General features: G+C 65.6%; 19 protein-coding genes, 2 tRNA genes and 1 pseudogene. 4 read left to right on the top strand and 18 right to left on the bottom strand.

The window, feature by feature from the left end; translation table 11 throughout:
- Positions 1 to 70: 70 nt before the first annotated feature.
- The 3 genes from B5F70_RS07960 to B5F70_RS07950 form a co-directional block, all read right to left on the bottom strand.
- Entirely contained in the window at positions 71 to 871 is an 801-nt protein-coding gene (locus B5F70_RS07960; protein WP_087205041.1) for a VTT domain-containing protein, read from the bottom strand.
- Positions 872 to 1035: 164 nt separating this feature from the next.
- Positions 1036 to 2802, bottom strand: a complete 1767-nt coding sequence (locus B5F70_RS07955; protein WP_158094968.1) for a HAMP domain-containing sensor histidine kinase — start codon at positions 2800 to 2802, stop codon at positions 1036 to 1038.
- Positions 2799 to 3626 carry a response regulator transcription factor gene (locus B5F70_RS07950; RefSeq protein WP_241145947.1) on the bottom strand — a complete coding sequence of 276 codons (828 nt, stop codon included), beginning with the start codon at positions 3624 to 3626 and terminating at the stop codon, positions 2799 to 2801. Before B5F70_RS07950 ends, B5F70_RS07955 begins: the two co-directional genes overlap by 4 nt.
- Positions 3627 to 3886: 260 nt before the next feature.
- On the opposite strand from B5F70_RS07950, the gene B5F70_RS07945 reads away from it, so the two are divergent.
- Both B5F70_RS07945 and B5F70_RS07940 read left to right on the top strand, forming a co-directional pair.
- Positions 3887 to 4789: a peptidoglycan-binding protein gene (locus tag B5F70_RS07945; RefSeq protein WP_204556911.1), complete on the top strand. Its 903-nt coding sequence runs from the start codon at positions 3887 to 3889 to the stop codon at positions 4787 to 4789.
- Between the two features lie 60 nt (positions 4790 to 4849).
- Positions 4850 to 4923, top strand: a tRNA-Gln gene (locus B5F70_RS07940).
- A gap of 421 nt (positions 4924 to 5344) precedes the next feature.
- On the opposite strand, the gene B5F70_RS07935 is transcribed toward B5F70_RS07940, so the two are convergent.
- The 13 genes and pseudogenes from B5F70_RS07935 to B5F70_RS07870 form a co-directional block, all read right to left on the bottom strand.
- Positions 5345 to 7183, bottom strand: a complete 1839-nt coding sequence (locus B5F70_RS07935) for a carbon starvation CstA family protein (RefSeq protein WP_087205039.1) — start codon at positions 7181 to 7183, stop codon at positions 5345 to 5347.
- 371 nt (positions 7184 to 7554) lie between these two features.
- Positions 7555 to 9552, bottom strand: coding sequence for an acyltransferase family protein (locus B5F70_RS07930; RefSeq protein WP_241145946.1), 1998 nt, complete (start codon positions 9550 to 9552; stop codon positions 7555 to 7557).
- Positions 9553 to 9919: 367 nt separating this feature from the next.
- Positions 9920 to 11177, bottom strand: a pseudogene (locus B5F70_RS07925) (divalent metal cation transporter).
- Between the two features lie 12 nt (positions 11178 to 11189).
- The gene (locus B5F70_RS07920; RefSeq protein ID WP_087205037.1) at positions 11190 to 13073 is read right to left on the bottom strand and encodes a CBS domain-containing protein; all 1884 of its coding nucleotides are present in this window, start codon (positions 13071 to 13073) and stop codon (positions 11190 to 11192) included.
- 281 nt (positions 13074 to 13354) lie between these two features.
- On the bottom strand, positions 13355 to 14530 hold the full coding sequence (locus tag B5F70_RS07915) for a polysaccharide deacetylase family protein (RefSeq protein ID WP_158094967.1): 1176 nt from the start codon (positions 14528 to 14530) through the stop codon (positions 13355 to 13357).
- Positions 14531 to 14773: 243 nt separating this feature from the next.
- Positions 14774 to 16159: a polysaccharide deacetylase family protein gene (locus B5F70_RS07910; protein ID WP_241145945.1), complete on the bottom strand. Its 1386-nt coding sequence runs from the start codon at positions 16157 to 16159 to the stop codon at positions 14774 to 14776.
- A gap of 85 nt (positions 16160 to 16244) precedes the next feature.
- Entirely contained in the window at positions 16245 to 17006 is a 762-nt protein-coding gene (locus B5F70_RS07905) for a hypothetical protein (RefSeq protein ID WP_087205034.1), read from the bottom strand.
- Positions 17006 to 17380: a YtxH domain-containing protein gene (locus tag B5F70_RS07900; RefSeq protein WP_087205033.1), complete on the bottom strand. Its 375-nt coding sequence runs from the start codon at positions 17378 to 17380 to the stop codon at positions 17006 to 17008. Before B5F70_RS07900 ends, B5F70_RS07905 begins: the two co-directional genes overlap by 1 nt.
- 161 nt (positions 17381 to 17541) lie before the next feature.
- The gene (locus B5F70_RS07895) at positions 17542 to 18180 is read right to left on the bottom strand and encodes a hypothetical protein (protein WP_087205032.1); all 639 of its coding nucleotides are present in this window, start codon (positions 18178 to 18180) and stop codon (positions 17542 to 17544) included.
- A gap of 59 nt (positions 18181 to 18239) precedes the next feature.
- Positions 18240 to 19643: a hemolysin family protein gene (locus B5F70_RS07890; protein WP_087205031.1), complete on the bottom strand. Its 1404-nt coding sequence runs from the start codon at positions 19641 to 19643 to the stop codon at positions 18240 to 18242.
- 105 nt (positions 19644 to 19748) lie between these two features.
- Positions 19749 to 20570, bottom strand: a complete 822-nt coding sequence (locus tag B5F70_RS07885; protein ID WP_241145944.1) for a hemolysin III family protein — start codon at positions 20568 to 20570, stop codon at positions 19749 to 19751.
- A gap of 198 nt (positions 20571 to 20768) precedes the next feature.
- On the bottom strand, positions 20769 to 21830 hold the full coding sequence (locus tag B5F70_RS10780; protein WP_206383526.1) for a hypothetical protein: 1062 nt from the start codon (positions 21828 to 21830) through the stop codon (positions 20769 to 20771).
- A 184-nt stretch (positions 21831 to 22014) separates the two neighbouring features.
- Positions 22015 to 23199, bottom strand: a complete 1185-nt coding sequence (locus tag B5F70_RS07870; RefSeq protein WP_087205078.1) for a DUF362 domain-containing protein — start codon at positions 23197 to 23199, stop codon at positions 22015 to 22017.
- 223 nt (positions 23200 to 23422) lie between these two features.
- On the opposite strand from B5F70_RS07870, the gene B5F70_RS07865 reads away from it, so the two are divergent.
- Positions 23423 to 23499 (top strand) — tRNA-Arg (locus tag B5F70_RS07865).
- Positions 23500 to 23580: 81 nt separating this feature from the next.
- On the opposite strand, the gene B5F70_RS07860 is transcribed toward B5F70_RS07865, so the two are convergent.
- Complete coding sequence (locus B5F70_RS07860; RefSeq protein ID WP_087205030.1) at positions 23581 to 23940, bottom strand: hypothetical protein; 360 nt, start codon at positions 23938 to 23940, stop codon at positions 23581 to 23583.
- A gap of 174 nt (positions 23941 to 24114) precedes the next feature.
- Between B5F70_RS07860 and B5F70_RS07855 the strand changes: the two genes are divergently transcribed.
- Positions 24115 to 25128 (top strand): membrane dipeptidase, encoded by a 1014-nt coding sequence (locus B5F70_RS07855; protein ID WP_087205029.1) that lies wholly within the window; start codon positions 24115 to 24117, stop codon positions 25126 to 25128.
- Positions 25129 to 25258: 130 nt separating this feature from the next.
- On the opposite strand, the gene serS is transcribed toward B5F70_RS07855, so the two are convergent.
- On the bottom strand, positions 25259 to 26545 hold the full coding sequence (serS, locus tag B5F70_RS07850) for a serine--tRNA ligase (protein WP_087205028.1): 1287 nt from the start codon (positions 26543 to 26545) through the stop codon (positions 25259 to 25261).
- Positions 26546 to 26575 lie beyond the last annotated feature (30 nt).

The raw sequence follows: 26575 nt of genomic DNA, 5'->3' as shown, positions 1-26575 counted from the left end.
GATTATAAGAGCGCCGATTCGATTGCCCCGTGTGTTACCAGCGGTGATGTTCGGGCGCGTACGCCATGGTTTATACGAGCTCGTGCGCCTCGAGCCGCTTATAGGCAACGCCGCCCGCCACGATGAGCACGCCGGCCACCACCACCGCCGCGATAGCAGCTGCGTAGTTGCCGTCGCCAAACGCCGACGCCGCCATCGTGGACGTTACGATCGAGGGGATGCGCCCCAACGTGGTGATCGCGAGAACCGGCAGATAGCGCATGCGGGTGAGTCCCGCGAAATACGTGAGGAAGTCTTTGGGCGTGCCGGGGATGAGAAACACGATGAGCATCACGAGCTCGAGCTTGCGCACGTTGTTGAGCCATCCGAAGCGCTCGAGATGGCTCCGATCGAAGAAGAGCCCCACCACGCGCCAGCCCCACGCGCGCACCGCCGCAAAGATGGCCGTCGACGCAACCGCGCTCGCCACGAGACACAGCAGCGTGCCCTCCAAAAAACCGAAGGCGTAACCGCTCGCGAGCTCCACCGGCTCGCCGGGGAGGAATGCCAAAAGCACCTGCAGCGCGTTGATGCCCACCATAGCGAGGCGGCTGAGCACGGCGTGGTCGGCCACATACGCGCGCACGGCCTCGGCATCGGTAAGCCACGCGTACACGCCCGGCAGGTACTCCCAGCAGGCGACACCTATTGCCGCAAGCACGAGCACGGCCACGGCGATAACGAGCGCGCGCCGCGTGCCGCGTGATAAGCGCCGAGTGGACCGAGCGGCATCCGCCGTCTGCACCGTAGGGCCACCGTCCGCCGGCAGATGCGCCTCAGCCGTGGCGAGGGGCACCTGCAGCGCCGCGCCCGTTGCGGGAGTCTTATCCATCGCTATCTCTCCTACCATCCGGCAGGTCTCCTCTCCTCGCGCTGCCCGGGAGACGATGCGGCGCCCGCAGCACCTCGCCCCGCCGACGGCGCCCGTGGCACCGGGATCGCAGACGTATGTCTTGAGTGTAGAGAAGAGCCTGTTATCTACTGTATAAGGGACTGTTAAGGTTTTGCTAACCCCCGTGGAGGAAGGGGCTCCGGCGCGTCCGCGTCGCACGCCCCCACATCCACGGTTGCCGTCACCCGCGCTCCCCCCGAGGGCCCGTTGGCGAGCTCGACGGAGCCGCCGTGCAGCCTGATCAAGGTCGAGGCGATGGCAAGGCCCAGCCCGAAGTGCTCGGCAGACTTCGCCTCGCCAAAGAACGCATCGCACCCATGGTGCAGCGCCTCTGATGAGAAGCCCGGCCCGTCGTCGGCAACTGTCATGCTGAGCCATGCGCCGCCGTCCCGGGTATACGCCCGCAGCTCAAGCGCTACCACGTGCTCGGCATAGCGGCTCGCGTTGCTCACCATGTTGCCGAGCACCTCGTCCGCAAGCGCCACATCGACCATGAGGGGCGCCTCGCCAGATGCCGCGACGCCCGCGGTCGGACCCGCTCCCCCTCGCACGCCGGCACGCGGCGCGCCGCTGTCACGCTCATCGACAGTGTGCACATCGAGCCTGAGCCCCGCGCGCTCTACCATGGGGCGCGCCGTCTGCACGAGCTCGTCCCCGAGCTCCGCAAAGGCGATGGGCTCCGGCCTCACGGGGCGGTCCTCGAGCTTGGTCACCCCGGTCATCGCCTGCGCATACGCCTCAAGCCGGCTCACCTGCGCCGTCAGCGTATCGAGCACCGTGTCGGGCACCACACGCGCGCCGTCAGGCGCCTGGCCGGGCTCCTCCGCGGGCGCATCGAGGGCGCGCGCCATCTCGAGCGTTCCCTTGAGCACGGTGACCGGCGTGCGCAGATCGTGCGCGAACGCCGCGTTGAGCCGCCGCCGTGCCTCTGCCGTCTCCCAAAGTTCGCTCTGAGCCCGCACGAGGGAGCCGCGCATGCGCTCGAACGCTTCCGCCAGACGGCCGAACTCCCGACCGCGGACCTCGTCCACCGTGAAATCGAGATCCTGCACGGCGATGCGGTCTGCCGCGGCGTGGAGGGCCCCCAGCGGCTCGGCGAGGCGCATGCGGTAGAACCGCCGGAACGCGATCACCGCAAAGACGCCCAGCACCACGAAGGGCGAGAATCCCGCCGCCAAGCGGAGCCCCAACATGAGGAGCGACTCGGCACTCTCCGCCGACTGCGCGACGTAGTACGCCACGTTTGACACGAGCACGTCGTCGTCCGCTGCGTCCAGCCGCCCGATGGTATCCCCGAGCTCGTCGGTCACCTGGGCGCGCTCGGCCCGCTCGCGGGCATCGTAGGACGCAAGATCGCCCACCGCGAGCGGCGAGGGGTCGTACGGATTGCCGCCCGCCTCGGCATAATCCTCCTCAACGTAGTTGGCGCCCCAGTCCATGATGCTGAGCGTCGCGTCGTCCCGCAGCATATCGAGCGTGGCGTAGACCACCTTCTGGCCCGTGTCGGCGAGATAGACCCCCGGGCCCCTGCCGCTCACCTCGACGCTTGCACGGCCCGTCCCGCCACGGAGTCCCAAGAACAGGATGCGGTCCCCAAAGCCGCTCGCCAAATCGATGGACACGGCCGGCACGAGCTCGTCGGTCGTCGCGTCGTACACGTAGGGGCCGCTATCGACCACGAGGCGCTCGGCGTTGCGCTCGTAGTCGAGGTGATCGTACGCGGTCATGAGCACCTCGATCGCCACCAGCGATACCACGCCCGCCGCTAGGATGCAGATAACGGTGTAGCAGGCAAAGGCGCGCATGAGGGGAAGCCCGCGCCACCAGGCGCCCAGGCGCGCGCGGAGCGTGCGCTTCGTGCGGGGCGTCATGATGCCACCCACTGATATCCCACGCCCCATACCGTGCCGATGGGGTCGACCGACCCGCCCGCCTCGGCAAACTTGCGGCGGATGCGCCGCACGTGCTCCCGCACGATACCCGGGTCGCCCCCGGCATTCCAATCCCAAACCTGCTCGTAGATTTGGAGACGGTCGTACACGCGCCCCGGGTTTTTGGCCAGAAGCGCCACGATGTCGAACTCCGTGCGCGTCAGCTCGAGGGAAACCGGCGCCGCGGACCCCGCAGGCCGCACCGTCACCGCGCGCCGTCCAAAGTCAACGGTGACCTCGGAGAAGATGCGCACGCTCTCCGCCTGGGGAGGACGGCGCGCCTCGCGCGCCAGATGCGCCCGGACCCTACCGCCGAGCACGGCGAGCGAGAACGGCTTGAGCACGTAGTCATCACCGCCCGCGGCGAAGCCGTCGAGCTGGTCGGCGTCCTCCACGCGCGCGGTGAGAAAGATGATCGGGCACGCCAGGTGCTCGCGGATGCGGCGGCAGAGCTCGAATCCGTCCATGCCCGGCAGGTTGACGTCGAGCAGGACGAGGTCGATACCCCCTGCCCGCGGCAGCGAAGCCGTCGGCGCCAAAGCCGGCTGTCCCGCGCCCGTCGCGAGCGTCGTCTGTCCGGCGGCCTTTGCCGCGTGCGCCGCGGCCTCGTTTACCAAAGCGAGCACCTCCGCCGCGGAACCCGCGCACACCGTGTCGTACCCCTCTCCGGTAAAGTACGCGTCGAGCATGCTCACGATATCCGGCTCATCGTCCACGATGAGCAGCCGCCTGCGCGGCGCGTCTGTCTGATGCGGCACCATCATCGGCTCTCCTCTCGTCCCCATCCATTGTGCCAGCCAAATGTCGACAATCTTCCTAGAGGGGCGCAAATCGTCGCGCCGCCCCGGCACGCAATCGCATCTGCAGAGGACCGGGCACGCCGACATGGAATCTTTCTTGAACGAGAGGCCGCGCGCGCGGTCTCCCAACCGGGATGCGCGCGTAATTGCTAGACTAACGTAAACTGGATTCGTTTTGCCCGCACGGCCCACCCCGCGCGGGCGCCACTGAGTTAAGAGGCCATATGGAACCGATCACCCCAGGCATGCAGGGACCTGCCGTCGAGGACGTGCAGACGCGTCTCGCCGCGCTCGGGTTCGCCATCGACGATGCCGAGACCGGCGCGCGCGAGTTTGGACCGTCCACCGAGTCCGCCGTCCGTGATTTCCGCGCCCAGCAGGGGCTCGCGGCGGATGGCTCCGTCGACCTTACCTGTTGGAGCCAGCTCGTCGACGCTTCCTACCGCTTGGGCGACCGCACCCTCTACCTGCGCCTGCCCAACTTCCACGGCGCCGACGTGCAGACGCTGCAGGACGCCCTCAACGCCCTCGGCTTTTCCTGCGGCGAGGCGGATGGCTACTTTGGCCCGCACACCGAGGCGGCGCTCCAGCAGTTTCAGGAAAACGTCGGGCTCTTTGCCGACGGCATGGCCTTCCAGGACACCTTCAGCTATATCAAGCGCTTGCATCATGTGTGGGGCGGCAAGCCCTCGGTGAGCGAATCCGAGGTGCGCACCGGCTTCGCCCGTGCCGCGAGCGTTCTCGAGCGCTGCCGGATCGCCGTCATCGGCGAGGACCCCATCTCGCGCAACGTTGCCTCGCGTATGTGGAACATCGCCTCGGCGACGACGGAAAGCAGCGGCTTCACCCTGTGCGACGACGTCGTGCCCGACGATGTCGATCTCGTGCTCGAGATCGCGAGCACCGAGCTCCCCGAGGATGCGCAGCCCCGCGCCACCATCGACCTCGCCTCGTGCACCAACCTTTCGCGCCGGCTGCGCACGGCGTACGCCGCCGCGGAGAAGGCTCCGGCGCGCATTCGCATCGAGCTCACCGGCATGACGCGCATCGGCTCCTTTACCACAAGTGACGCGCAGGCGCTCGCCATCCAGCTGCTCGACGGCGTTTGCGATGCGCTGAGCGATTAGGTACACTGGTTGGACCGCGCATCGCCGGCCACGCGCAAGGCGACGCGCAGCAACGCACAGTGGGGCATCGTCCAGCGGCAGGACCCCGGTTTTTGGTGCCGGTTACGGGGGTTCGAATCCCTCTGCCCCAGCCACAAACGCATGCAGCTCAGAGCAAAAGCCCTGAGCTGCTTTCTTTTTTTCGGGCCCTGTAGCCTGAGGGGGCGACAGGGGCACATGATATGCAACCAAAGCTAAAAAACTCCCGGAACGGCCGCTCGTCGCTCGCTTCACAGGGGGTTATTAATTCTAGTGCCTAGTTCCAGAGCGGTTTTGAATGTAGCTCCGCCTCGATGGATGAACAACATCGCAGGTGAGAGCCTTGGCATCTCTTCGGGCTACTTCGCGCACCCCGTCCCAACTAGACACTAGAATGATTAACCCCCTCCCCGGGGGCCTACAGCCTCTTGCAGAATCCCGAGCGCAGGGGCCCAGCCGATGGTGCGGCCGGGCCCCTGCGCTGTGCGCTGCGCGCATCTTCGCGTGTCATGCAACGTTAGTCAGCTTGTGCAAACCTTATGCCTGAGCGTGCGCGGCGTCGGCGGCGGTATCCGACGTGTCGGCATGGGCGCAGCGGGCACGACCGAGCTCCGTCCACTCCGGCTCCTCGTCGGGCAGCGAGCCAGCCTCCTTGGTGAAGAACTCCTTCAGGCAGTTGTAGGCCACGATAACGCCGAGCACCATGAGCAGGATTGCAAACACGAGCTGCAGGCCGGATGTGGCGACAACCGCCATGCCGCTCGTCTGGAGCGCCGTGATGCACCCGAGCGTAGACTGCACAAGCGACGTGAACGTGGAGCACAGCAGGAACACCACGGGCACGTAGAGCATGAAGCCCTTGCGGCCGGTGCACTTGCAGAACACCGCGAGCATGATCATCGTCATGCCGCCGAGCAGCTGGTTGGATGCACCGAACAGCGGCCAGATGTTGGTATAGCCGCCAAATGCGAGCGCAAGACCCAGAGCCAGGGTCAGCACGGTGGCAACCCAGGTGTTGGAGAGGACCTTGGGAAGGCCCGTGAGCTCGGCCTGCTCGTCCTCGAGGGCGTCGTTACCCTGCGCGAAGAACTCCTGGAAGGAGAGGCGGCCGATGCGGGCGACGGCATCCACCGAGGTAAGTGCCAGCGCGGAGACGCACATGGTCATGAAGACCGTGGCGAGCGTGCCGTCCACCCCAAACGCCGTCATACCGCGGGCAACGCCCTGACTGAAGATCTGGAACGGCGTGCCCACGAGCGCGCCGCCCGCACCCGAGGTGTTCATGGTCGTGAACATGATAGCGGCAAATACGATGGCGAGCACGCCCACGAAGGACTCGAGCACCATGGCGCCGTAACCAACGACGACCATGTCGCGCTCATCGCGCACCTGCTTGGAGGAGGTGTTGGTAGACACGAGGCTGTGGAAGCCGGAGAGGGCACCGCAGGCAACGGACACGAAAAGCAGCGGGAAGACAAAGCTGCCGCCCTCAGCGAGCGCACCGAAGTCGGCAACCATGGGCGCGGTCATCTCGGCCTCGCCACCAAGGGCGAGCACGAAGATGCCCACCACGGCGCAACCGATCATAACGAGCATCATGATGCTGGTGAGGTAGTCGCGCGGCTGCTTGAGAACCTGAATGGGCATGGCCGCCGCAAAGAGCAGATACACGGTGATAACGGCGAACCAGCCCATCTTGTCGAGATAGACGGGGAACTGCATGCCAATGGCGAACATGGCAACAAAGAGCACCACGCCCACCAGAAGCTCGCGCCAACCGTCCAAGTTGAAGCGGCGGCACACCCAGCCGAAGGCGATGGCCACAAAGGTGAAGAGGATCGAGATGGTGCCCGCGGTGCCGCCGTAATAGGAGGCGGCGGTGTCGACCGCGCCCGAGGCGTCCGTCACCGTCATGAACGTGCCGGCGACCATATCGACAAAGGCAGCGATGACGATAATGGTGAACAGCCAGCTGAACAGCAGGAACAGCTTGCGCCCCGTTCGACCGATGTACTTCTCGATAAGCTGGGCGAGCGACTTGCCGTTGTTCTTAACGCTCGCGTACAGAGCACCGAAGTCGTGCACGGCGCCGAAGAAGATGCCTCCCACGAGCACCCAGAGCAACACCGGCAGCCAGCCGAACATCATAGCGGCGATCGTGCCCGTCACGGGGCCGGCACCGCAGATGGAGCTGAACTGATGCGAGAACGCCGTGAAGCATGAGGCGGGCGAGAAGTTCTTCCCGTCCTCCATGCGGCGCGCCGGCGTGAGCGCCTCGGCGTCCACGCCCCACGTGCGCGCCAGCCAGCGACCGTACAGCACGTAGCCGACGGCCAGCACCACCGCCGCTACCGCAACCACTACCAAACCGTTCATTCTGACAATCCCCCTTCTGGATCAGACCTCGGCATAAACAAAAACGGGGCCGCCGATATGTTCGACGACCCCGTATCGAGCCGCCCCGCGAACGCGCGCGGGACGGTGTGGCACCTGCCCGCGCTAGGCGATAATCTCGATAGCAATGGATAGGTGGCGTACGTTCATGTGAGATGACCCTCTTACCGGTTGGTGCCGAAGCATTTCCGGCACGTCTCGTTAGGACGTTGGTCAGTATGCCGCTTTAGTTTGATGGAGTCAACGCACAGGGCGCGCGTGTTACCACTCTGTTGCAGATGTTACGGTTATGTTGCCCCGCCGGTGCGCCTGGCGCGCAGGAGGCGCTTGCGCTATGGCGACGGTGCGCCGCGCTACCGGTCGCCCGCACCGAGCGCATGGGCCTTCGGCGCGAGCGCCGCCGCCGACTGGTTCAGGGCGTTGTGCACGGCCACCACAGCCGGGTCGTTGGCGTGGTCCTCGGGATGCAGGGGCAGGTCCGCCTTGACGTTCTCGTATATGAGATTGACGTATTCCTGCGCGCCCGACGCCGAGAGATGCGTGCCGTCGCCGTCGAAGAGGTCGTTGCGGCCCGCGGAATAGCCGAACCAGTCGATGACGCGCGCGTTGGCGTAGCGCTGCGGAGCGCGTGCGAGGGCATCGTTGGTTGCCTGCACCCACGGCTGGGGGCTCCGCGTGTTTACAAATACGGCGATGCGGTCCTCTCCGACGGTTGCCATGAGGCTGTCGATGGCCTCGTCGGTCACGAGTCCGTTGGTGCCGAGGGCAAACACGGCGATCTTGCCCGCAAGATTTTGCTGCACGTAGCTTGCGTACGCCTCCGCACCGGCTGTGAACTGCCGGCTCTTGGCGGCATCGATGTGGCCGTGGGGGAAGGCGGCGTCAAAGGCCGAGACCGCGCGAAGCGACACCGAGTCACCGATCATGAGGACGTCGTAGGACCCTGCGGGAAAGCCGCTCGCATCGCCTTCGGGGGCCGCTTGCGCCGCGCCCTCGCCCGAGGCGGCGCCGTCGGCATCGCCTGCGGACGCCTCGCCCGCAGCCTCGTTACCGGCACCCGCATCATCGGCGACCGAGGCCTCGCCGTCGGCGAGCAGCGCCGCACCCTCGGCGGAGAGCGCCGAGGTGGGAGGCACGAGCGCCAGCCCGCCGAGCGCCACGGCAAACACAAGGCCGACCACCGCGCTGCGCACCGGATACGCCCGCACGATGCCTGCCGGCCGCACCCCCTCGGCGCGCACGCGACGTACAAACGCCCCCAGGGCGCCCTTTCTGAACGGCGTCTCCACCAAACGATAGGAAAGCTCGGCCGCGGCCACCACCACGGCAAGCTGGATGAGGGTCATCCACCACGGCGTCTCGTTGATGTTGGCGACGGGGTTCATGAGGAGCAGGAGCGGATAGTGCCACAGATAGATACTGTACGAGCGCTGGCCGAGCCATACCAGCGGCGGCAGCGACAGCACCCGGGCAACGAGGCCGCCCTCCTGCACCGCCGCCGCGATGACCATCATGGTCAGAAGCGTGGTGAGCAGCATGCCTCCCTGGTACTGGAAGGAGGTGTAGCCGTTGGTGAAGACCGTGACGAGCGCAAGGCCGACGAGCCCCACCGCACCCATCGCGTCGGCCTGCCAGACCGGGTCCCCACCCGCCGGAGCGGACTGCCGGCGCACCAGGCGCAGCAGATGGGCCGGGCCCATCGAGCGCTCGGGGACAAACGCGAGCCATGCGCCCAAAAGAAGCGCAAACGCCCGCGTATCGGTTCCGTAGTAGACGCGGCTTGGGTCGAGTGCCGGGTTATACAGCACCATCATGGCGGCGGCGGAGACGACGGCGAGCCCCAGCACGACGCGGCGCACCATCTGACGGCGCGCGCCGACGCGAAGCATCGCGAACAACAGCGGCGGCCATACGAGGTAAAACTGCTCCTCGATGGCGAGCGACCAGAAGTGGGTGAGCGGCGAGGGGTCGCCCAGCGCGTTGAAGTACGAGACGTTGTTGAAGATCTGCCACCAGTTGTTGAAGAAGAGGAGCGAAGGCACGATGTCAGGCCGCATCTTGGTAAGCATGACGTGGTTGAACAGCGTGCAGAGCAGCGCCGTCACCACCACAACGGTCACGACGGCAGGCACCAGGCGCCGCACGCGGCGAAGCCAGAAATCCTTGAGGTCGATGCGGTGCGCCTGGTCGTATTCCGCCAAAAGCAGGCGCGTGATGAGATAACCGGACAGCACGAAGAACATCGTGACGCCCAGAAGGCCGCCCTGCGCCCACGGCAGATTGAGATGGTAGAGCACCACGGCGATGACGGCGAGCGTCCGGATGCCGTCGAGCGCGGGAATGTAGCGCATGCGGCGCTGGCGAACGGGCTCGGCACCGTTCTGTGCGGATGCCGCGCGCTCCCCCTGCGGCGCGCGCCTCCCCTCCGCGCGCGCATCCGCCGCGCGGCGTGCGCCCGGGCGACTGCGCGCAGCGCGCGTCGGGACGGCGCGGGCGTCATGCGCGTCGCGCGCGCTTTCCGCGCGACGCTGTGGGGTTACCTGCCGGCGATGCGGTCGACCGGAAGAAGGGGGCGGCATGGGCAAGATTCGGTCCGTTTCTCTCGTGACACACCCTCCTACTTTAGTCCGCAAAACCGGTTATGCCATCCACGTTGACGGAAATGACAGAACCTCAATCAACCGTGAAGTGGCCGCGAGGTGTAGGTAGGCGCCCCTCCTAGAACCCCAGTATCTGCAGGGCGAACATGATGACGGTGAGCACGGTGATGAGGGCGATGGTCGCCCACGTGAGAGCATTCCACACGCGACCGTTGCGGTAGGTGCCCATGATGATCTTGTCACCCGCGATGAACACCAGGAAAACGAGCAGCACCGGCAGCAGCACGCCGTTGATGACCTGGGCGGACATCATGATCTCAAACAGGTTGACGCCGGGCAGGATCACCAGCAGCGCCGAGAACATGATGATGGCGCTGATGATGCCGCGATAGACGGGTGCCTCCTCCCAACTGCGATCGGCTCCGCGCTCCCATCCAAAGGCCTCGCAGATGGCGCTCGACGTCACGCCGGGGAGCACGCAGGCGGCCAAGAAGCTCGCCGCCACCAGGCCGGCGGCGAACAGCACCGTCGACCAGGGGCCCACGATGGGCTCGAGCGCCAGCGCCGCATCCGCGGCATCGGCCACCTCGATGCCGGCGGGAAACAGCACCGATCCGGTCGTCACGATGATGAACCACGCGATGGCGCAGGCGATGACGGAGCCCGAGACGGTATCGACCCGCTGCAGCGGGATATCGGTCTCGTCGGCGTTTTTATCGACGACGTTGTTCTGCGCGAGAAAGATCATCCACGGCGCGATGGTGGTGCCGATCGTCGCCACCAGCAGCGACACGTATTGGGGGCGCGCCACGAGCTGCGGCATCACCGTCGAGGCGGCGACGGCGCCCCAGTCGGGCCCCACCATGAACGCCGCGATGACATAGGTCACAAACACGCAGCTCACCGCAAGCAGAATGCGCTCGATGCGCCGGAAGCTCCCCGACATGGTGAGCAGCCAGATCGCCAAGCCCACCAGCGGCACCGAGATGGTCTTGGGCACCCCGAAGAGCGCAAGCCCGCTCGCAAGGCCCGCGAACTCCGAGATGGTAACCGCCGTGTTGGCGATGAGCAGCGCCGCCATGGCGAGCGCGCTTTTGCGCACGCCGAACTTCTCGCGGATGAGCGAGGCGAAGCCCTTGCCCGTGACGCAGCCGCAGCGTGACGCAGCCGCAGCGCGCCGCGGTCTCCTGCACTACGATGAGAAGCACCGCCATGATCGGCAGGATCCAGAGCGTCTGGTAACCAAAGGACGCGCCGGCGCTCGAATAGGTGGCGATGCCGCCCGCGTCGTTTCCGGCGAGCGCCGCCAGAAGCCCCGGCCCCATAGCGCCGAGCACGGCGGCAAGCGTCAGTTTCTGCTGCGTGCGATGAGCCATCGGGCGCCCCGCTTACGCCACCAGGGCGACGACGGAAAGCGTCGCGGCGACGGAATAGAGCACGCAGGCAACGAGCACCGCCGATACGGAAAGGGCCGTGCCCGAGGTGTTGCGATCGTGCTCGTCGCGCCAGGCGAGGAGCTTGAGGTAGGCGACCGACGTCGCGCACGAGAACGCCGTCACCGCCGCCGCGCATATGAAGCAGCGCGTGAGCGCCGCCGCCGCAAGCAGCTGGCCGGCGAGCTCGACGCGGTCCCCCGCCTGTGCCATCACGTCCTCGGGAACGGCCGCCCCCAGCACCAGCTGCCCGCAGAGGTAGATGACGGCGGCGAGCGCGATGCCGATACCGGTCGTCTGCAGGAAGAACCCGAGGTACGGCCGCTCCTCGCCCTCGTGCTCGTCACGCTCCAGATAGTAGCCGCGCACATACGAGATCACGCGCGCCGCGGCGATGAGCACGACGGGCATGACGCACATGGGATAGATGAAGTACCGCTCGAGGTCACCCATCCAACCCAGCGCCGCCGCGATGATGCCCGAGGCGATGGCCCACACCAAGATCCAGTATTGATGCCGGGCGAACCACGAGAGGATGTGCGTCGGCTCGCCCGGAGCGCTCTCGGCCGCGCCCACGCCGGCGATCTGCAGGTCCTCCTCATGCTCCTCGGCGATGACGTCGAGAGCGTCGTCGACGGTGACGATGCCTAGGATGTGGCGCGCCTCGTCGCACACGGGGATGGCGGCGAGGTTGTACTTGGTCATCTCGTCCGCCACGTCCTCCTGATCGAGGTCGGGGGCGACCCACACCACGTCGCGATACGCCAGCTCGGAAAGGCGCTCGTCGCGCTCGGCAACGATGAGCGCGCGCAGGCTGAGCACGCCCGTGAGCGCGCCGGCGGGGTCGAGCGTATAAACGTAGTACACGCTCTCAAAGTCCTCGTCGAGCGCGCGAATCGCCTCGACGGCGTCGGCCACGGTCGCGGTGGCCGGCAGCGCCACAAACTCGGAGGTCATGATGCGGCCCGCCGTGTCCTCCTCGTAACCGAGCAGGTTGCGGATCGCCTTCTCCTCCTTCACACCCATCAGGCGCAGGAGCTTCTCGGCCTTCTCGTAATCGAGCTCCTCAATGAGGGCGGCCGCGTCGTCGGGGTCCATGAGGGCGAGCATGCTCGACGCGTCGCGGTCGCTCATGCCCTCGAGCACCTCGGCCGCGAGGTCGTCGTCGTCGATCTCGCCGATGGCCTCGGCCGCCTGCGCGGTGTCGAGCTGGGCAAACACCTGCGTGCGCAGGCGCGGATCGAGCTGTTCGATGATGTCGGCGATGTCGGCGGGATGCAGCTCGTCGAGCGTCTTATGCGAGACCGACAACTTGATATTTTGCGTCGAACGGTCGAGCAGGTCCATATAGGACCAGGCGATGATGTCCTCCTTGAGCGGGTGGGCCACCGCGCCGGCAAGTTTGGTGACCACGCGCTCGAGCGCCGGATGGAGCGAGCGCAGAAGGCCGCGGGCACCCACCTCGGCACCGAGCAGGCGCAGCTGGTTGTCGCCCGTGGCGGACAGCTTGATGTCGTTGACGCGCACGACCTTCATGCCCTGCGTGTCCACGATCTGCTTGTTGAGGATATCGCGCGCGAGCAGCACCTCGTCGGGCTGCAGGTAGGAGAAGCGCACGTCGGTGCTTATGGCCTTGAGATAGACGCCCGTCTCGTCCACGTGGTCGACGTATTTGCGCCAGCTGATCATAAACGGCGTCTTGCCCGGGCCCTGAAACGCCAGCGATGTGATATGGGGAAAGACCTCGCCGGTTGCGATGCCGAGATCGTTGACGACACCGAGCTTCTCCCCCGCCTGATCGATGACGGGGAGTTTGAGCATCTCGGATAAGTAGTTCATGGGAGCTCCTTTATGGCTGCGCCTCGCTGGTGCGTGAGCGCAGCGGGGCGCGGGGCATCATAGCCCCAATGGCAGCGACGAGCGCACTCCGCCGCAGACGTCGGTCCGCGCGGCGGATGCGGGTGGGCACCCCGTGCGCGCGCCCCAGAAGAAGCACCCGCAGGGGTTAGCGACTATGCGGTCGAGGTTTGGATTTCACCTGATGCCTTTCTCGTAACCCTTGCAACAACCTAGCTACTATACCACGTTCGACGCCGGTCGAGGTCGCCTGAGCGCACGCGCTAGAGGGCGGGCATCGCCGCGTCAGCCGGCATGGCGACGGCGCCGTCGATAACCTCCTGCGGCACGCGACCGTCGAGCTTCATGAGCTCGCCCACCGTCACGAGCGTGTAGCCGTGCTCCCTCAGGCCGTCGATAATGCCCGGCAACGCCTCGATATCCTGCTCGCGGTTGCCGCCGCCGTCGTGCATGAGGACGATGGCGCCGTTGTAGGCGTTGTCGAGCACCGCACGGGTGATGGCCTCCGGCCCCGGGCGCTCCCAGTCGCGGGTGTCGATGTTCCACAGCACGTTGGCCGCCACCACATCGCCCGCTCGCGCCCATTCGACCTCGGTGAAGGCGCCGTACGGCGCGCGGATGAACGCGGGGCGCACGCCCGTCGCCTGCTCGAGGGTGTCGGCTGCCGAGGTTATCTCCGCACGCAGGCTGTCCCGGTCGAGTGTGGGGAGGTTCTGATGGGCGTTGGTGTGGCTCGCGAGCTCACAGCCCGCGTCCACGATAGCCTGCGCGCCCGCCGGATCTTTGGCCACGCTGGCGCCGAGGTTGAAAAACGTTGCCGGAGCCTTCTTCTCCTTCAGGATCGCAAGGATATCCGGGGTATAGATGCTCGGCCCGTCATCAAAGGTGAGGGCGATGTAGCTACCACCCGCCGGAGCCGGGTTGATGGAGGAGACCACCATATCGGTTGCGGGCTCGATCACGGCGACGTCGACGGTCTCGCCGGAGCGCTCGCCCCGGCGCACGGTTCTTTTGCCCGCGCGCCCCCACTGCGTCACAAACTGGATGGCGCCACCCTCCTCCTTCTGGATGCCCGGCAGAAGCGTCGCCTCCTCCTCATGACTCGGCTCCTCAACATCCACGCCATCTGCCACCGTCAGCTCATCGCCCTCGGCAACGAGCGTGCCGGCGAAAGAGCTCTCTGCGAGCAGGTCGCCGTTATACGTCGCCGTGCAGTCGGTGCCTCCCTCTTCATCGAGCACGTTGCCGGCAACCGAAAGCAGGCGCCCCGGTCGCACGCCAAAATAGCCGTTGTCGGAAAGCAGGGCCGTGAGCGGGGTGTTGACCCGCGCGGCCACCGCCTCGCCGTTGACCGTCACCGTCACATCGCGCAGCAAGAAGTACCAACCGACAACCGCCGCCACCACGACAAGCACCGTAAAGAGGGTGAATACCGCCACTGCAGCGTGCGCCCGCCGGGGATGAAGCCGGGGCATCCGCACCTCGGCTCCCCGCTGATGAGGAGCGCTCGTCCGCACACTCCTCCGGTGCGGGACCTGCGCCTGCCGCGGGGCGTGCCGCATATGGACATCCCTTTGCGCATGAGCGCGCTTTTCCTGAGGCATTGCGCGAACCTCCTCCGCCCCCGCCGGCGCACCGGCCTGCTCGCCCGTCTGCGCGCCGCGGCCCCTAGGCGCCCGCCGCTATTCCGTCGTTTCAGTCGGAAGGGCGGGGAGCACGGCGTTCTCGGGCATCGTTACCCGCGACAGATCGATTGCGTCCTTCAGGTCCTCGTCGGTCGCGATGAGCTCGGAGAGCGTCACGATCTCATACCCCTCGGCAAGCAGGCGGTCCACGAGCTCGGAGACCGCTGCAGCGGTCTGCCCGGCCGTAGCCTCGTTATCGGTCAGAAGCACGATGTCGCCCGTGCCCACCGAATCCACCACGGTACTTGCCACTTCGCTCGAACCGGGCAGCAGCCAGTCGCCGGAGTCGACGTTCCACGAGACCACCGCGCTCACCAAATCCATCGCCTGCGTCCAGTTCTCGAGTGAGAACGAGGCGAAGGGTGCCCGCACCAAGCTCGTGCGCTTGCCCGTCGCCTGCTCGATGGCGTCGGCACCGCGCGTGATCTGGCTGCGTACCTCATCTGCCGAAAGCGTGGTCAAATCGGTATCACTATAGGTGTTGGAACCAATTTCGCAACCGGCGTCAACGATGGCTTTAGCCGCGGCGGGGTTCGCCTCGACGGCATCGCCTTCCAAAAAGAACGTCGCGCGCACGCTCTTCTCGGCCAGCACCGCTAAGATGTCCTGCGTGGCAGAGCTCGGCCCCTCGTCAAACGTCAGCGCGACGACCTTCTTGTTATCTGCGGGATAGACCGATGCGCGGGCGATTTCGCAGTTGACGACCTCCTGAACCACGCCTCGATCGGCCGTGATACCCGAGACCTTGCCCGTCCACACCTCGGAACGGCCGGGTATGCCCCATGTCTTGACGTACTCGATGGCACCGGTGCCGTCAATCGTGACGGTGGGGGCGATCTCGGTCGCCTGAACCTCGTGCTCCTCATAGACGTCGGCGCCATCAGCCACCGCGAGCGTCTCGCCGCCCGTGAGAAGCGTCGTTCCCCAAGCGTCCTCCGCAACCTCCTCGCCGTTCAGGGTCACGGTATAGCGCGCACCGCCCCCGCGCTCGAGCACGGAGTCGTCCACGGCGAGCAAATCGCCCGCATCGTAGGTATCGGCAAGCTCGTTGTCCTCGATAAACTGCGTGATGGAGGAGTTGATGCGCACGCTCGTCGGCTCATCGTTATAGGTAATCTCCACCGAGCGGTTGAGGTACCAGATGATGCTCGCCACAAAAAAGAGAAACGCGCAGCCGACCGCCAGAATCGCATAGGGCTTGCGTGTGTTGGGACCGCCCGCACGGAAACCCTGGCGTCGGCGGCCAAAGCCCTGGGAATGATTGAGGTAGGTAGCCCCCGGACGCCGCTGCGAGCGCGCGCGGCCGCGGGGCAGCTGGTAGCCGCCCTTGCCGGTGCGCATGGTGGGCCGGGGCGCTGAGTAGGAGGTTCGACGTTTAGGCAATGATTCTCCCCCTCGCCAACGTATGACGAGCCGTCTATGTCAGATGGGGAGGCCGCGCTCGCCAACCGACTTCCCCACCGGCGGATCAGGCGCCCTTCTTCTTTTTGGGGGGCGTTCCCGCCGCCTTCTTGAACTCCGTCGTAAAGGCCTTGAACATGCCCTTCGTTTTGCCGAGCTGCCGCCCGACGGCGCGCGTGCCCTTCTCGACGGCAACCGATCCGCGGTCATCGAGCACCTTCGCGCCCTCTTTGACCTTGGAGCTCACGGCGACCGTGACCTCGGCCGCCTTGGCAGCCGCGCCGCCCGAGACGTCGAGGTCCACCACGGCGTCGTCCACGATCATGCACCCCTCGCGATATCCCACGAGGTAGCGCGCGGGCATCTCAACGTTGCCCAGCAGCATGCTCGCGGTGGCGCTGCGGGTAAGGGCGTAGCTCTCCACCGCACCCGTTTTGGGGTTGAAGGCGGCATCGGCGCAATAGCCGAGGGCTTCGCCCGAGCGGGTGCGCACATCCATACCCGTCCAGATGAGGCAGTGGTCGATGTCGACACCCAGGCGCTTGCCCGCAGCCTTATCGAACGAGCCCTTCTCGTCCACGGCGCACAGCACGCCCTCAAACGGCTCGAGGGCATCGTAGGCAACAAAGACGTCGGGCAGCTTGACCATACCGGCGATCTCGGGGGGCGTCACCATAAAGCCCACAAGACGCGTGCCGTCCGGCGTGAACACGGGAAAATGAATCTTCCCCATCTTCTTGGGCCGAACGGGCACGCCATCCTTGTCGGTGCGCTTGCCTTGCGGCGGCACCCGGTAGAGCTTGACGCCCTGAAAGTCCTGAGCGCGCATTACGCCTCGGCAGCAGCCTCTGCCGCGGGAGCGACCTCGACCTCAACGTCCATCGCGGGCGTGACCGTACCCGAGGAGACGGCCTCGTTCAGGGTCTCGCGGAGCTGGTCCATGCGCTCGCGCGCAAGATCGACCTTGGCGCGAAGCTCATCGGTCTTGGCGTCGACCATGGGGCCGAAGTCGCTCATGGCCGTGCGAACCTGCTCGGTGCCCTGCTCGTAGAAATCACGCGCGTTATCCCACGCGTCGTTGGCCATATCGCTTGCCATCGCACGGGTCTCGGCGCCCGAGCGCGGCGCGACGAGAATGCCGATGATCGCGCCCGTCGCAGCACCGAGCGCCGCACCGACCACAAAGCTGAACGTCTTACCCATGTCGATCCCCTCCAGTGAGATTCTATGTACAGGTGGGCATCATTATACCCAGATTGCCGGCACCGCCGGAACGGCAGGCCCGTCTATTGCCAAGACAATTCGCGCAGACAAATCGCGCGCCTCGCAGCACGCCGAGCGGATCCGGGGGCGCTTCCAAGCCCCTATGCCGAATGCGATGCCGCGGCGGCGCCGCCAAACACCGCATCAGACGCCTCGTTGCCGGCCGCCTGCTCCATCGCCGCCTCGGTATCCACGACCGCACCGTCATCATCTGCCGGCGCGGCGTCGGAAACCTCCTCCGCGGCGGCGGGAACATCCGCCTCGCCGCGCAGGTTGCGGACAAGCTGGGTCAGCGCGCCGACCGTGCCCGCAAAATCGGGCGCCGGGGTGTCGGGATGCACAAACGCCCACTGCATCATAAACGCCGCCGACGAGAGCGCGCCCACCGTCAGGGCGTCGTCGGGGCAGCTGAGCTCGATATCGAAAAGCCGCGGGTCCTCCGCCACGCCCTTCGTGCGCCCGCACGAGATGGCGCCGGCGAGCCCGGTCTCGTTCATGATCTCCACCGTGAGGTGCTCGAGCAGATGGGCGATCTCGGTGTCGCCCATGCAATCCTGGAACTTCTCCCCCGCATCCCCATAGCAGGCATGCTGAGCGATGGCGGGCGCCAGATAGTACACGCGCGCCGTGGCCTCGATATCCTCAGACGTCCGCACGGGCATGCCGGGGTTCACCAGCACACGGGCGCGCAACTTGTCAGCGCTGACGTGGATCTTCATGATGTTGAACAGATCTGCCATGGCTCTCCGATCTATCGGCACCGGTTCGGGCGGCTGCGCGCGCGCCTCTTTCTCGTATTCTAACGGTCCCGCGAGCGCGCGTCGCCCTCGGCGGTACCCTCAACTTTCTCGTGAGCGTCACGCTGCTCCCGCTCGCCCTCTTTCGCCGTCTCGCCCGACGCGGGGGTGCGCTCTTCCTCTTCGGGCGCGATGACGCGAATGAGCGAGATGCGCTGGCCGCGCATGGACTGGACCTTGAACTTATAGCCCTCGACCGAGAAAATCTCGCCGATATCCGGCACCGAATCGCAGAAATCCATAATCCAGCCGGCGATGGTCTCGTAATCGTCGCTCTCCTCGATGGGCCAGCCCAGGTCGATGGCGTCGTCGCAGCTAAAGCGTCCGTCGACAAGCCACTCGCGGCGCGAGAGGCGCGTCAGGTACTTGTTGTCGGGGTCAAACTCGTCTTCGATCTCGCCCACGATCTCCTCGACGATATCCTCGACCGTGATGACACCCGCCGTGCCGCCGTACTCGTCCACCACGACGACCATCTGCTCGTGAGCGGTCTGCATCTCGGAGAGAAGCGGCAGGATGTCCTTCGTGTCCGGCACGAAGGTTGCGTCGCGCAGGCTCGTTGCCACCGGGCGCTTGCCCTCGCCGGAAAGCGCGATCTCGATCAGGTCCTTGATGTGCGCGATGCCCACCACGTTGTCGGGGTCCTCATGGAAGACGGGCACGCGCGAGAAGCCGGTCTTGCGCATGACGTCCATCACCGCCTCGATGGAGTCGGTGTCCTCGACCATCTCGACGTCCACGCGCGGGACCATGACCTCGCGCGCCACGGCGTCGCCGAGGTCGAAGATCTCGTGGATCATGCGCTTCTCCTCGTCGCGCATGCCGTCCTGCTCGGAGACCATGTACTTGATCTCCTCTTCAGAGACGTTCTGGCGGTCGTCGGCGCTCTTGATGCCGAGCACGGCGGAGATGCCGTTAGCCGATGCCTGCGTGAGCCAGACCAAGGGCTTCGCGATCTTGCGGAAGAACATGATGGGTCCGGCAACCGACTTCGCCATTCCCTCGGCGTCGGAGAGACCGATGCGCTTGGGCACCAGCTCACCGATCACAATCGAGAGGTAGGAGACGATTAGCGTGATGACGATGGGAGATGCCACGGGCGCGATGGCGCTCAGAGGGGCGATGCCAAACGACTCGACCCAACTGGTCAACGGATCGGAAAGCGTGTTGGACGAGACCGTTGCCGAGAAGAAGCCGACGAGGGTGATGGCGACCTGGATGGTGGCGAGAAAATCGGTAGAGTCGGCCGCGAGCTCCAGCGCCGCCGTCGCCCGTTTGTCGCCCTCCTCGGCGTCGTGCTCGAGGCTCGCGCGCTTCGCGGTGGTGAGGGCCATCTCCGACATGGAGAAATACCCGTTCATTACGGTGAGAAGGAGCGTGGCTACGATAGATATGGCAATGCCCATATGGCGAAATCAAACCTCCCAGGTTAGATGACAAGGATGCGCGCCGGTGGGCGCACGAAGCGGGTGGCGGGCAGCCACGGGATGCGGCGACCCGCGAGACTCGGATCAGATCACGTACAGAATCACCGCCATGAACTGAAATATGCTGCCCGCAAGCACCCAGAGGTGCCATACGCTGTGCATATAGCGGATGTGCTTCATGACGTAGAACGCGCAGCCGACGGTGTAGCAAAGACCGCCCACCGCGAGGAGGGCGAGCGCCACCGGATCGAGCACGGCGATAAGCTGCGGCAGGCGAAATACCACGAGCCAACCCATGAAGAGATAGATGAGGATGGTCACCCACCGCGGCTGACGCTGGCGTCCGATGATCTCGAACGAGATGCCCACGATGGCGAGGGCCCACACCACCACGAAGAGCGGAACACCGCCCACACGGGCGAGCGTGATGAGGCAAAACGGGGTGTAGGAGCCCGCAATGAGCAGGTAGATGCTACTGTGATCGATGATGCGGAACACGCGCTTGGCCGCCGGCACCTGGATGGCGTGGTACAGCGTCGATGCAAGGTACTCGAGAATGAGCGTCACGCCGAAGACGATGGCCGATGCGATGTGCGTCGGCTCCGCGCCGCCCAACGCCGCCTTTACGATAAGAAGGACGAGGCCGGCGATGGCGAGCAAAACGCCGATGCCGTGGGTGATGGCGTTGGCGATCTCCTCCCCCAGGGTGTAGAGAGGCAGCCCCGATGACGCCTCGTCCTTTGCCGGACGCGGGTACTTGGGGCAGGAGCGGCGACGTTTGCGGCACGTGGCGCAAACGTCATCTTCGGCAGGTGCGGGGGCGTCTCCCGCCACCGCCGCGGATGCGGGCGCGTCTGCCGCGCCCGAGGTACTTCGCGGTAAGGAGCTGTCGCCTGATGCGGACATATCGGTAAGCAATCCTCCCAAATTAGACTGCTCATAACTATAGCAGATAGCCGCCCGCTCCGCAGCAGGTCTCTATTCCGACCCGTGCGTCACGTTGCGAGCCGGACACACCAGACGGGTGGGCCGACAAACATACCGGGGCACGACGCATGCAAGCGGCGTCGTGCCCCGGCTCTTCAGCGCAAGAAGAAACGAACGTTATGCGTGGCGACGGAGGAACTCGGCGCCGGCGGCAAGCGTTGCCGCACCGGCGGCCGCAAAGGCCACCATACCGAGCGTCGCTGGGTCGCCGGTCTGGGGCGACCCGTTCTTGTCGGCCCCTTCGGCCCCTTTGGCCTTGGTGCCGGAACCCCCACGGTTACCATCGGTCTGAGAGGTTCCGCCCTGCGCGTTCCCGTCACCGGGCTGCACATCGCCCGGCTTCGCATCGGGGCCAGTCGTGTCGCCAGGCTGCTCGCCGTCGCCGCCCGGCTGCTCGCCGGTATCACCCGTCTGCTCCACGAACACGAGGTTGGCCCGGTCGGCGCCGCTGCAGTACCACGTGGTCCCGTCCGCCCTCAGCGTGCGGAACGTCAGGGTGAGGTCGGAGGCCGCGGCGTCGAGCGCCCACGCGCCGTCCCTGAGCGCCCAGTCGGGCACTTGGTAGGCGTCGGGCGTCGCGGTGTCCTTGAGGGTCACGTCGACCGCCCAGCAGCCATCCGCGGTCTGGTAGGGCGTGTCCACGCTTACGATGTTGTCGTCGGAAACGAGGTAGGTTTTGTTCTCGTACGCGGTGCCGTCGGCGTACTTCAGGTCGTAGGTCACGGTGCCGTAGACGAGCAGCTCGCTCTTGATGTCGAACGCGGGCGCGACGACGGGATCGAAGACGAGCGTTGCGGTGTCGAGGGGATCGGCGGTCCACGTGCCCTCCGCGCTGCGCGTCATCGTGAACGTGAGCGTCGAATCCTCCGTATTGAGACGGTACTCGTCATCGTACCAACCCGGCAGGGTGATGCCGTAGTCCTCGGGCGCGGTGAGAGCGTCGACCGTGAGATCGGCCTTCCAAGCACCATCCTTCAGGTAGGGGGTGCCCACAGAGAGGTTCCCGGGCTTGACCAGCGTGGTCACCGTGTAGCCTTCGCTGCCGTCGGCGTTGCGTAGCGTGTAGTACACGGTGCCCCACAGGCCGGCGACCTCATCCACCGCCGGTGCGGCGACCTCGTCGAACACGAGCTTCGCCTGGTTGCCGCCATCGCACCGCCACGAGTAATCGCCCAGCACGTTTTTCGTCCACACAAACGTTGCGACGAGCTTGGAGTCCTTGACGCTGAGCTCGCACGGCTTACCCTGGGTGGCGTAGTCGGGGATGTTGTACGCGCTCGGCTGGGCATCCGCCCTCAGCGCAAAAGCGGCGGGCGCCCGCAGACGCCCGCCGCAACGAAGGTCCTGCTTGGCAGCAGCCCCCTTATTTCACCTCGACGAGCTCGTACCGGCTCGTACCAAGACCGATCTTCTCGCCGTGCTCGATCATTGAGCGCCAGTTGGTGTCCGGATGCGTCAGGTTGAAGTGATCGTGCACGCAGCGCTCCGGCACGCCGCCCGCCCCCTCCAGCTTGGCGCGCATATCGGTGAGCTCGCTGTTGGGCAGCGCCGGCTGCGCGAGCGCCGCATCGATGCACGCCTGGTCGAGCGCCACCGGATCGAAGCTCGCGAACATACCGATGTCGCCCACGATGGGCGTATCGTTCTCGGGATGGCAGTCGCAATTGGGCGAGACATCGATGGCGAGTGAGATGTGGAACGCCGGTCTCCCCTGCACCACCGCCTTGGTGTATTCGGCGATCTTGTAGTTGAGGACCTCGACCGCCTGGTCGTAATCGGGCTCGATGGCATCTTGGTTGCACGCACCGATGCACCGGCCGCAGCCGACGCAGCGGTCGTGGTCGATAGAGGCCACGTGCACGGACCGGGTCCCGCCGTTGGCAAGCGTGCGCTCGCGCGTGCCCTCGAACGAAACGGCCCCGTGGGCACAGATGCGCTCGCATGCGCGGCAGCCGACGCACGCCTCCGTCTTCACGCTCGGCTTGCCCGCCGCGTGCTGCTCCATCTTGCCCGCGCGGCTACCGCCGCCCATGCCGATGTTCTTCATGCAGCCGCCGAAGCCCGCTTGCTCATGGCCCTTGAAATGCGTGAGCGAGATGACGATATCGGCGTCCATAAGGGCGCGGCCGATTTTGGCCTCCTGGACGTACTCGCCGCCCTCGACCGGCACCAGCGCCTCGTCGGTGCCCTTGAGGCCGTCGGCGATGATCACGTGGCATCCCGTGGCATACGGGGTGAACCCGTTCTGGTAGGCGCAATCGATGTGCTCGAGCGCGTTTTTGCGGCTGCCCACGTAGAGCGTGTTGCAGTCGGTAAGAAACGGCTTGCCTCCCAGCTCCTTCACCACGTCAGCCACCGCCCGCGCATAGTTCGGCCGCAAAAAGGATAGGTTGCCGAGCTCGCCGAAGTGGATCTTGATGGCAACGAACTTGTTCTCAAAATCGATCTGGCCGATACCGGCGCGGCGTATAAGCCGCTTCAGCTTATCGAGCTGGCTCTCGCGCGCGTACGTACGGAGATTCGTAAAGTAAACAGCAGACGGGGTCATCTCGCTCACCGTCGCTCCTTCCCCTCGGATTGGCGTCCCATAGATGGAAAGTATGACCGAATAGCGCACTCCAAAGAACGACAAGTCTCATTCAGGGCAGCACAGGATGCGTTCCTTCCGCAGCTCAGAGACATATGCACGCCAGGTTCTCCACAATCTCGCAAAAGTTTTCAAAAAAGTTCTTGACGAGCATCCCCCTACGTGCGAATATATCCCTTGCGCTGCGGCATTAGCTCAGCTGGATAGAGCGTTTGACTACGAATCAAAAGGTCGTAGGTTCGAATCCTACATGCCGCACCACAACGCATTTGAGGGAGGGCCGGTAAGGCCCTCTTTTCGTATCCATACCCCATCATCTGCACCGTTGCAACCCAAACCGGCTTATCGCACCACCGGATGCTCGTGCACCTCGTACGCGAGCTCGAGCCGCTTCAGGAGTCTGCGCACGCGCACCGCGGCATCGTAGCCGCAGAACTCCATTACGAGCACCTCGACGAGCTGCTCGGTCGTATCGACATGGAAATACTCCGCGAGGCCGCGCACCGCCTCGTGCCCCAGCACCGTATCGACGCGGTGCGGAGACTCCTCGAAGCACCATAGCGTCAGGTCTCCCTCGCTCTCTTGATGGATGACCATGCCCCCGTCTGTCAGCATGCGCGCCTCGATGCACAGCCGCTCCTCATCCGGTTCGCTCTCAAACAAGAGGGCACCTACCCCGATATCCTGCCGTCGCTCTCCCATCAATACCTCCTTTGATCTGCTGGCAACTGGTATAGGACTACCGTACCCGAAATACAAACATGTGTTCGTGTTTTTTTTGTTGACATTTCGTTTCTTTGTCCGCACGCCGTGGTAGGGACAGACGAGTACCATGGGATGCGCACGACCGCCCTCGTATGCAAAGGAACGCTTGGTATGACCTACCCCGTTTTCGACCTTCACTGCGACACCGCCGACCGGCTTGCCTGGCAGACGCTACCTGCCGCGCTACGCGAACAGTTGGGCAGCGATACGTACGGTCCCGGGGATGAGGCTGAGCCGGAGCGGATACGGGAGCTCGCCGAAAACCGCGGCCACCTCTCCCTCAGGGCCATAGGGGACCTTTCGTGGGCTCAGTGCTTCGCCTGCTACATCCCCGATGAGCTGACACCCGAGCAAGCGTGTGCGTTCTACCGCCATGTACGGGCCTACCTTGACGGTGAGCTCGCGCGCAACGACGGGCGCGCAACCGAGGCGCGGCGAGCCCAAGATATACGGCCCCGCCTCGCACCCGGGCGTATCGTGGCCGTCCGCACCATTGAGAACGCGACGCTTTTTGCGCACGATCTTTCCCTCATCGAGGAGCTCGCATGCTCCGGCGTCCTCATGGCATCGCTCAGCTGGAATGCGCCCGGTCCGCTCGCAAGCGGCCATGACGCCCCTGAGCGGGGGCTCACACCCCTCGGGCGCGCCGCGCTCGCCGAAATGGAGCGCGTGCATATGATCGTCGACGTGTCGCACCTCAACGACCGGTGCTTCGATGAAGTTGCCGCCCTTACAGAGCGCCCCTTCGTTGCCAGCCACTCCAACAGCCGCGCCGTCTGCGGGCACCGCCGCAACCTCACCGACGCGCAGTTTGGCGAGATACGCGATCGCGGCGGGCTCGTGGGCCTCAACTTCGCCGACATCTTCCTGGGTGACCGGGCACCGGACATCAAGCCGACCTTCGACGACATCTCGCGCCACATCGATCATTGGCTCGAGCTCGGAGGCGAGCACATCATCGCCCTCGGCAGTGACTTCGATGGATGCGACACCCCGCCCGTCATCGAGACGGCGGCGCAGATGCCCGCGTTCCAGCAGCGCCTCGAGAAGCGCTTTGGCGAGCGCGTGACCGCTCGCCTGTGCAGCGAGAACGCTCTCGCCTTCTTTGAGCGCTGGGGTCGCTAGGCGCGCTTCGGTAACAGCACCCTTCAACAGGAAAGGCCCCGGCGCCCTCCCTCCGAGACGATTGTGTAACGAGCGAAGCGCTCGTCTCGGAGGGAGGGCGCCGGGGCCCATCTGACCGATAGCGGGGCGCCTATGCGCCGATAACCTCCATGCCGCCCATATACGGACGCAGGACCTCGGGCACCGTGATGGTGCCGTCGGCATTCTGGTAGTTCTCCATGATGGCGGCCATGGTGCGCCCGGTGGGAAGACCCGAGCCGTTCAGCGTGTGCACGTAGCGCGTGCCCTTGAAGCTCTCGGGTTCGCGGTAGCGGATGTTGGCGCGACGTGCCTGGAAGTCACCGCAGTTGGAGCAGCTCGAGATCTCCTTGTAGCTGTTGTAACTCGGCAGCCACACCTCGATATCGTACGTCTGGCGCGCCGAGAAGCCGAGGTCGCCTGTGCAAAGGCTGATGACACGGTACGGCAGCCCCAGCTGCTGGAGGAGGTACTCGGCCTCAGCCGTCATGCTCTCGAGCTCGGCGTCGGACTCCTCCGGGCGCGCGAACTTGACCATCTCGACCTTGGTGAACTGGTGCTGGCGAATGATGCCGCGCGTATCGCGACCCGCCGAGCCCGCCTCCTCGCGGAAGCACGGGGTGCCGGCGGTGTAGCGCAGCGGCAGGTCGGCGCCGTCGAGAATCTCGCCCGCATGCAGGTTGGTGAGCGCGACCTCGGCCGTGGGGATGAGGAACTGGTCCTCACCCGTGTGGTAGGCGTCGTCCTCAAACTTGGGGAGCTGGCCGGTGCCGTACATGATCTCACGATTGACGATGACGGGCGGCGTGAACTCCGTAAAGCCGCGGGAGATATGGGTGTTCAAGAAGAAGTTCTCGAGCGCGCGGTCGAGCAGGGCGCCCGCGCCGGCGAGCACGGTAAAGCGCGCGCCGGAGAGCTTGGAACCGCGGTCGAAGTCGAGGATACCGAGGTCCGTCCCCAGATCCCAGTGCGCCTTGGGCTCAAAGCCCTCGGCGGCAAAGTCGCGGGGGACGCCCCAGCGACGGCGCTCGGGGTTCTCGGACTCATCCACACCCACCGGCGTAGCGGAGCCGGGGATGTTGGGCAGGTGCGCCATGAAGTCGGTGAGCTCGGCCTCCAGCGCGCTCCGGCGCTCGGCCAGGCCATCGATCTCGTCGTTGACCTTGCGGACGGCCTCCTTGGCGGCCTCCGCCTCGTCGCGCTTGCCCTCGCGCATGAGGGCGCCGATCTTCTTTGACTCGGCATTGCGCGTGGCCTGCAGCTCCTCAACCTGGGTGATGACAGAGCGGCGCTCCTCGTCGAGGGCGAAGAAGCGCTCCCGGTCCCACGAGGTCTGACGGTTTGCCATGGCCTCATCGACGGCATCGGGGTTCTCGCGAACAAATTTGATATCGAGCATGGTTCCTCCCGGTCATATGCTCCGAATTTC

The organism is Collinsella sp. An268 (genome assembly GCF_002159765.1).
GTDB lineage: Bacteria > Actinomycetota > Coriobacteriia > Coriobacteriales > Coriobacteriaceae > Coprousia.
The sequence above is the reverse complement of the archived record's forward strand: the minus strand, read 5'-3'. Positions and strand labels throughout refer to the sequence as shown.

Coding starts and splice junctions, on each gene's coding strand:
- B5F70_RS07960 (WP_087205041.1), bottom strand. CDS start 871: ATGGATAAGACTCCCGCAACGGGCGCGGCGCTGCAGGTGCCCCTCGCC.
- B5F70_RS07955 (WP_158094968.1), bottom strand. CDS start 2,802: ATGACGCCCCGCACGAAGCGCACGCTCCGCGCGCGCCTGGGCGCCTGG.
- B5F70_RS07950 (WP_241145947.1), bottom strand. CDS start 3,626: ATGATGGTGCCGCATCAGACAGACGCGCCGCGCAGGCGGCTGCTCATC.
- B5F70_RS07945 (WP_204556911.1), top strand. CDS start 3,887: ATGGAACCGATCACCCCAGGCATGCAGGGACCTGCCGTCGAGGACGTG.
- B5F70_RS07935 (WP_087205039.1), bottom strand. CDS start 7,183: ATGAACGGTTTGGTAGTGGTTGCGGTAGCGGCGGTGGTGCTGGCCGTC.
- B5F70_RS07930 (WP_241145946.1), bottom strand. CDS start 9,552: ATGCGCTACATTCCCGCGCTCGACGGCATCCGGACGCTCGCCGTCATC.
- B5F70_RS07920 (WP_087205037.1), bottom strand. CDS start 13,073: ATGAACTACTTATCCGAGATGCTCAAACTCCCCGTCATCGATCAGGCG.
- B5F70_RS07905 (WP_087205034.1), bottom strand. CDS start 17,006: ATGCGCGCTCAGGACTTTCAGGGCGTCAAGCTCTACCGGGTGCCGCCG.
- B5F70_RS07900 (WP_087205033.1), bottom strand. CDS start 17,380: ATGGGTAAGACGTTCAGCTTTGTGGTCGGTGCGGCGCTCGGTGCTGCG.
- B5F70_RS07895 (WP_087205032.1), bottom strand. CDS start 18,180: ATGGCAGATCTGTTCAACATCATGAAGATCCACGTCAGCGCTGACAAG.
- B5F70_RS07890 (WP_087205031.1), bottom strand. CDS start 19,643: ATGGGCATTGCCATATCTATCGTAGCCACGCTCCTTCTCACCGTAATG.
- B5F70_RS07885 (WP_241145944.1), bottom strand. CDS start 20,570: ATGTCCGCATCAGGCGACAGCTCCTTACCGCGAAGTACCTCGGGCGCG.
- B5F70_RS07870 (WP_087205078.1), bottom strand. CDS start 23,199: ATGACCCCGTCTGCTGTTTACTTTACGAATCTCCGTACGTACGCGCGC.
- B5F70_RS07860 (WP_087205030.1), bottom strand. CDS start 23,940: ATGGGAGAGCGACGGCAGGATATCGGGGTAGGTGCCCTCTTGTTTGAG.
- B5F70_RS07855 (WP_087205029.1), top strand. CDS start 24,115: ATGACCTACCCCGTTTTCGACCTTCACTGCGACACCGCCGACCGGCTT.
- serS (WP_087205028.1), bottom strand. CDS start 26,545: ATGCTCGATATCAAATTTGTTCGCGAGAACCCCGATGCCGTCGATGAG.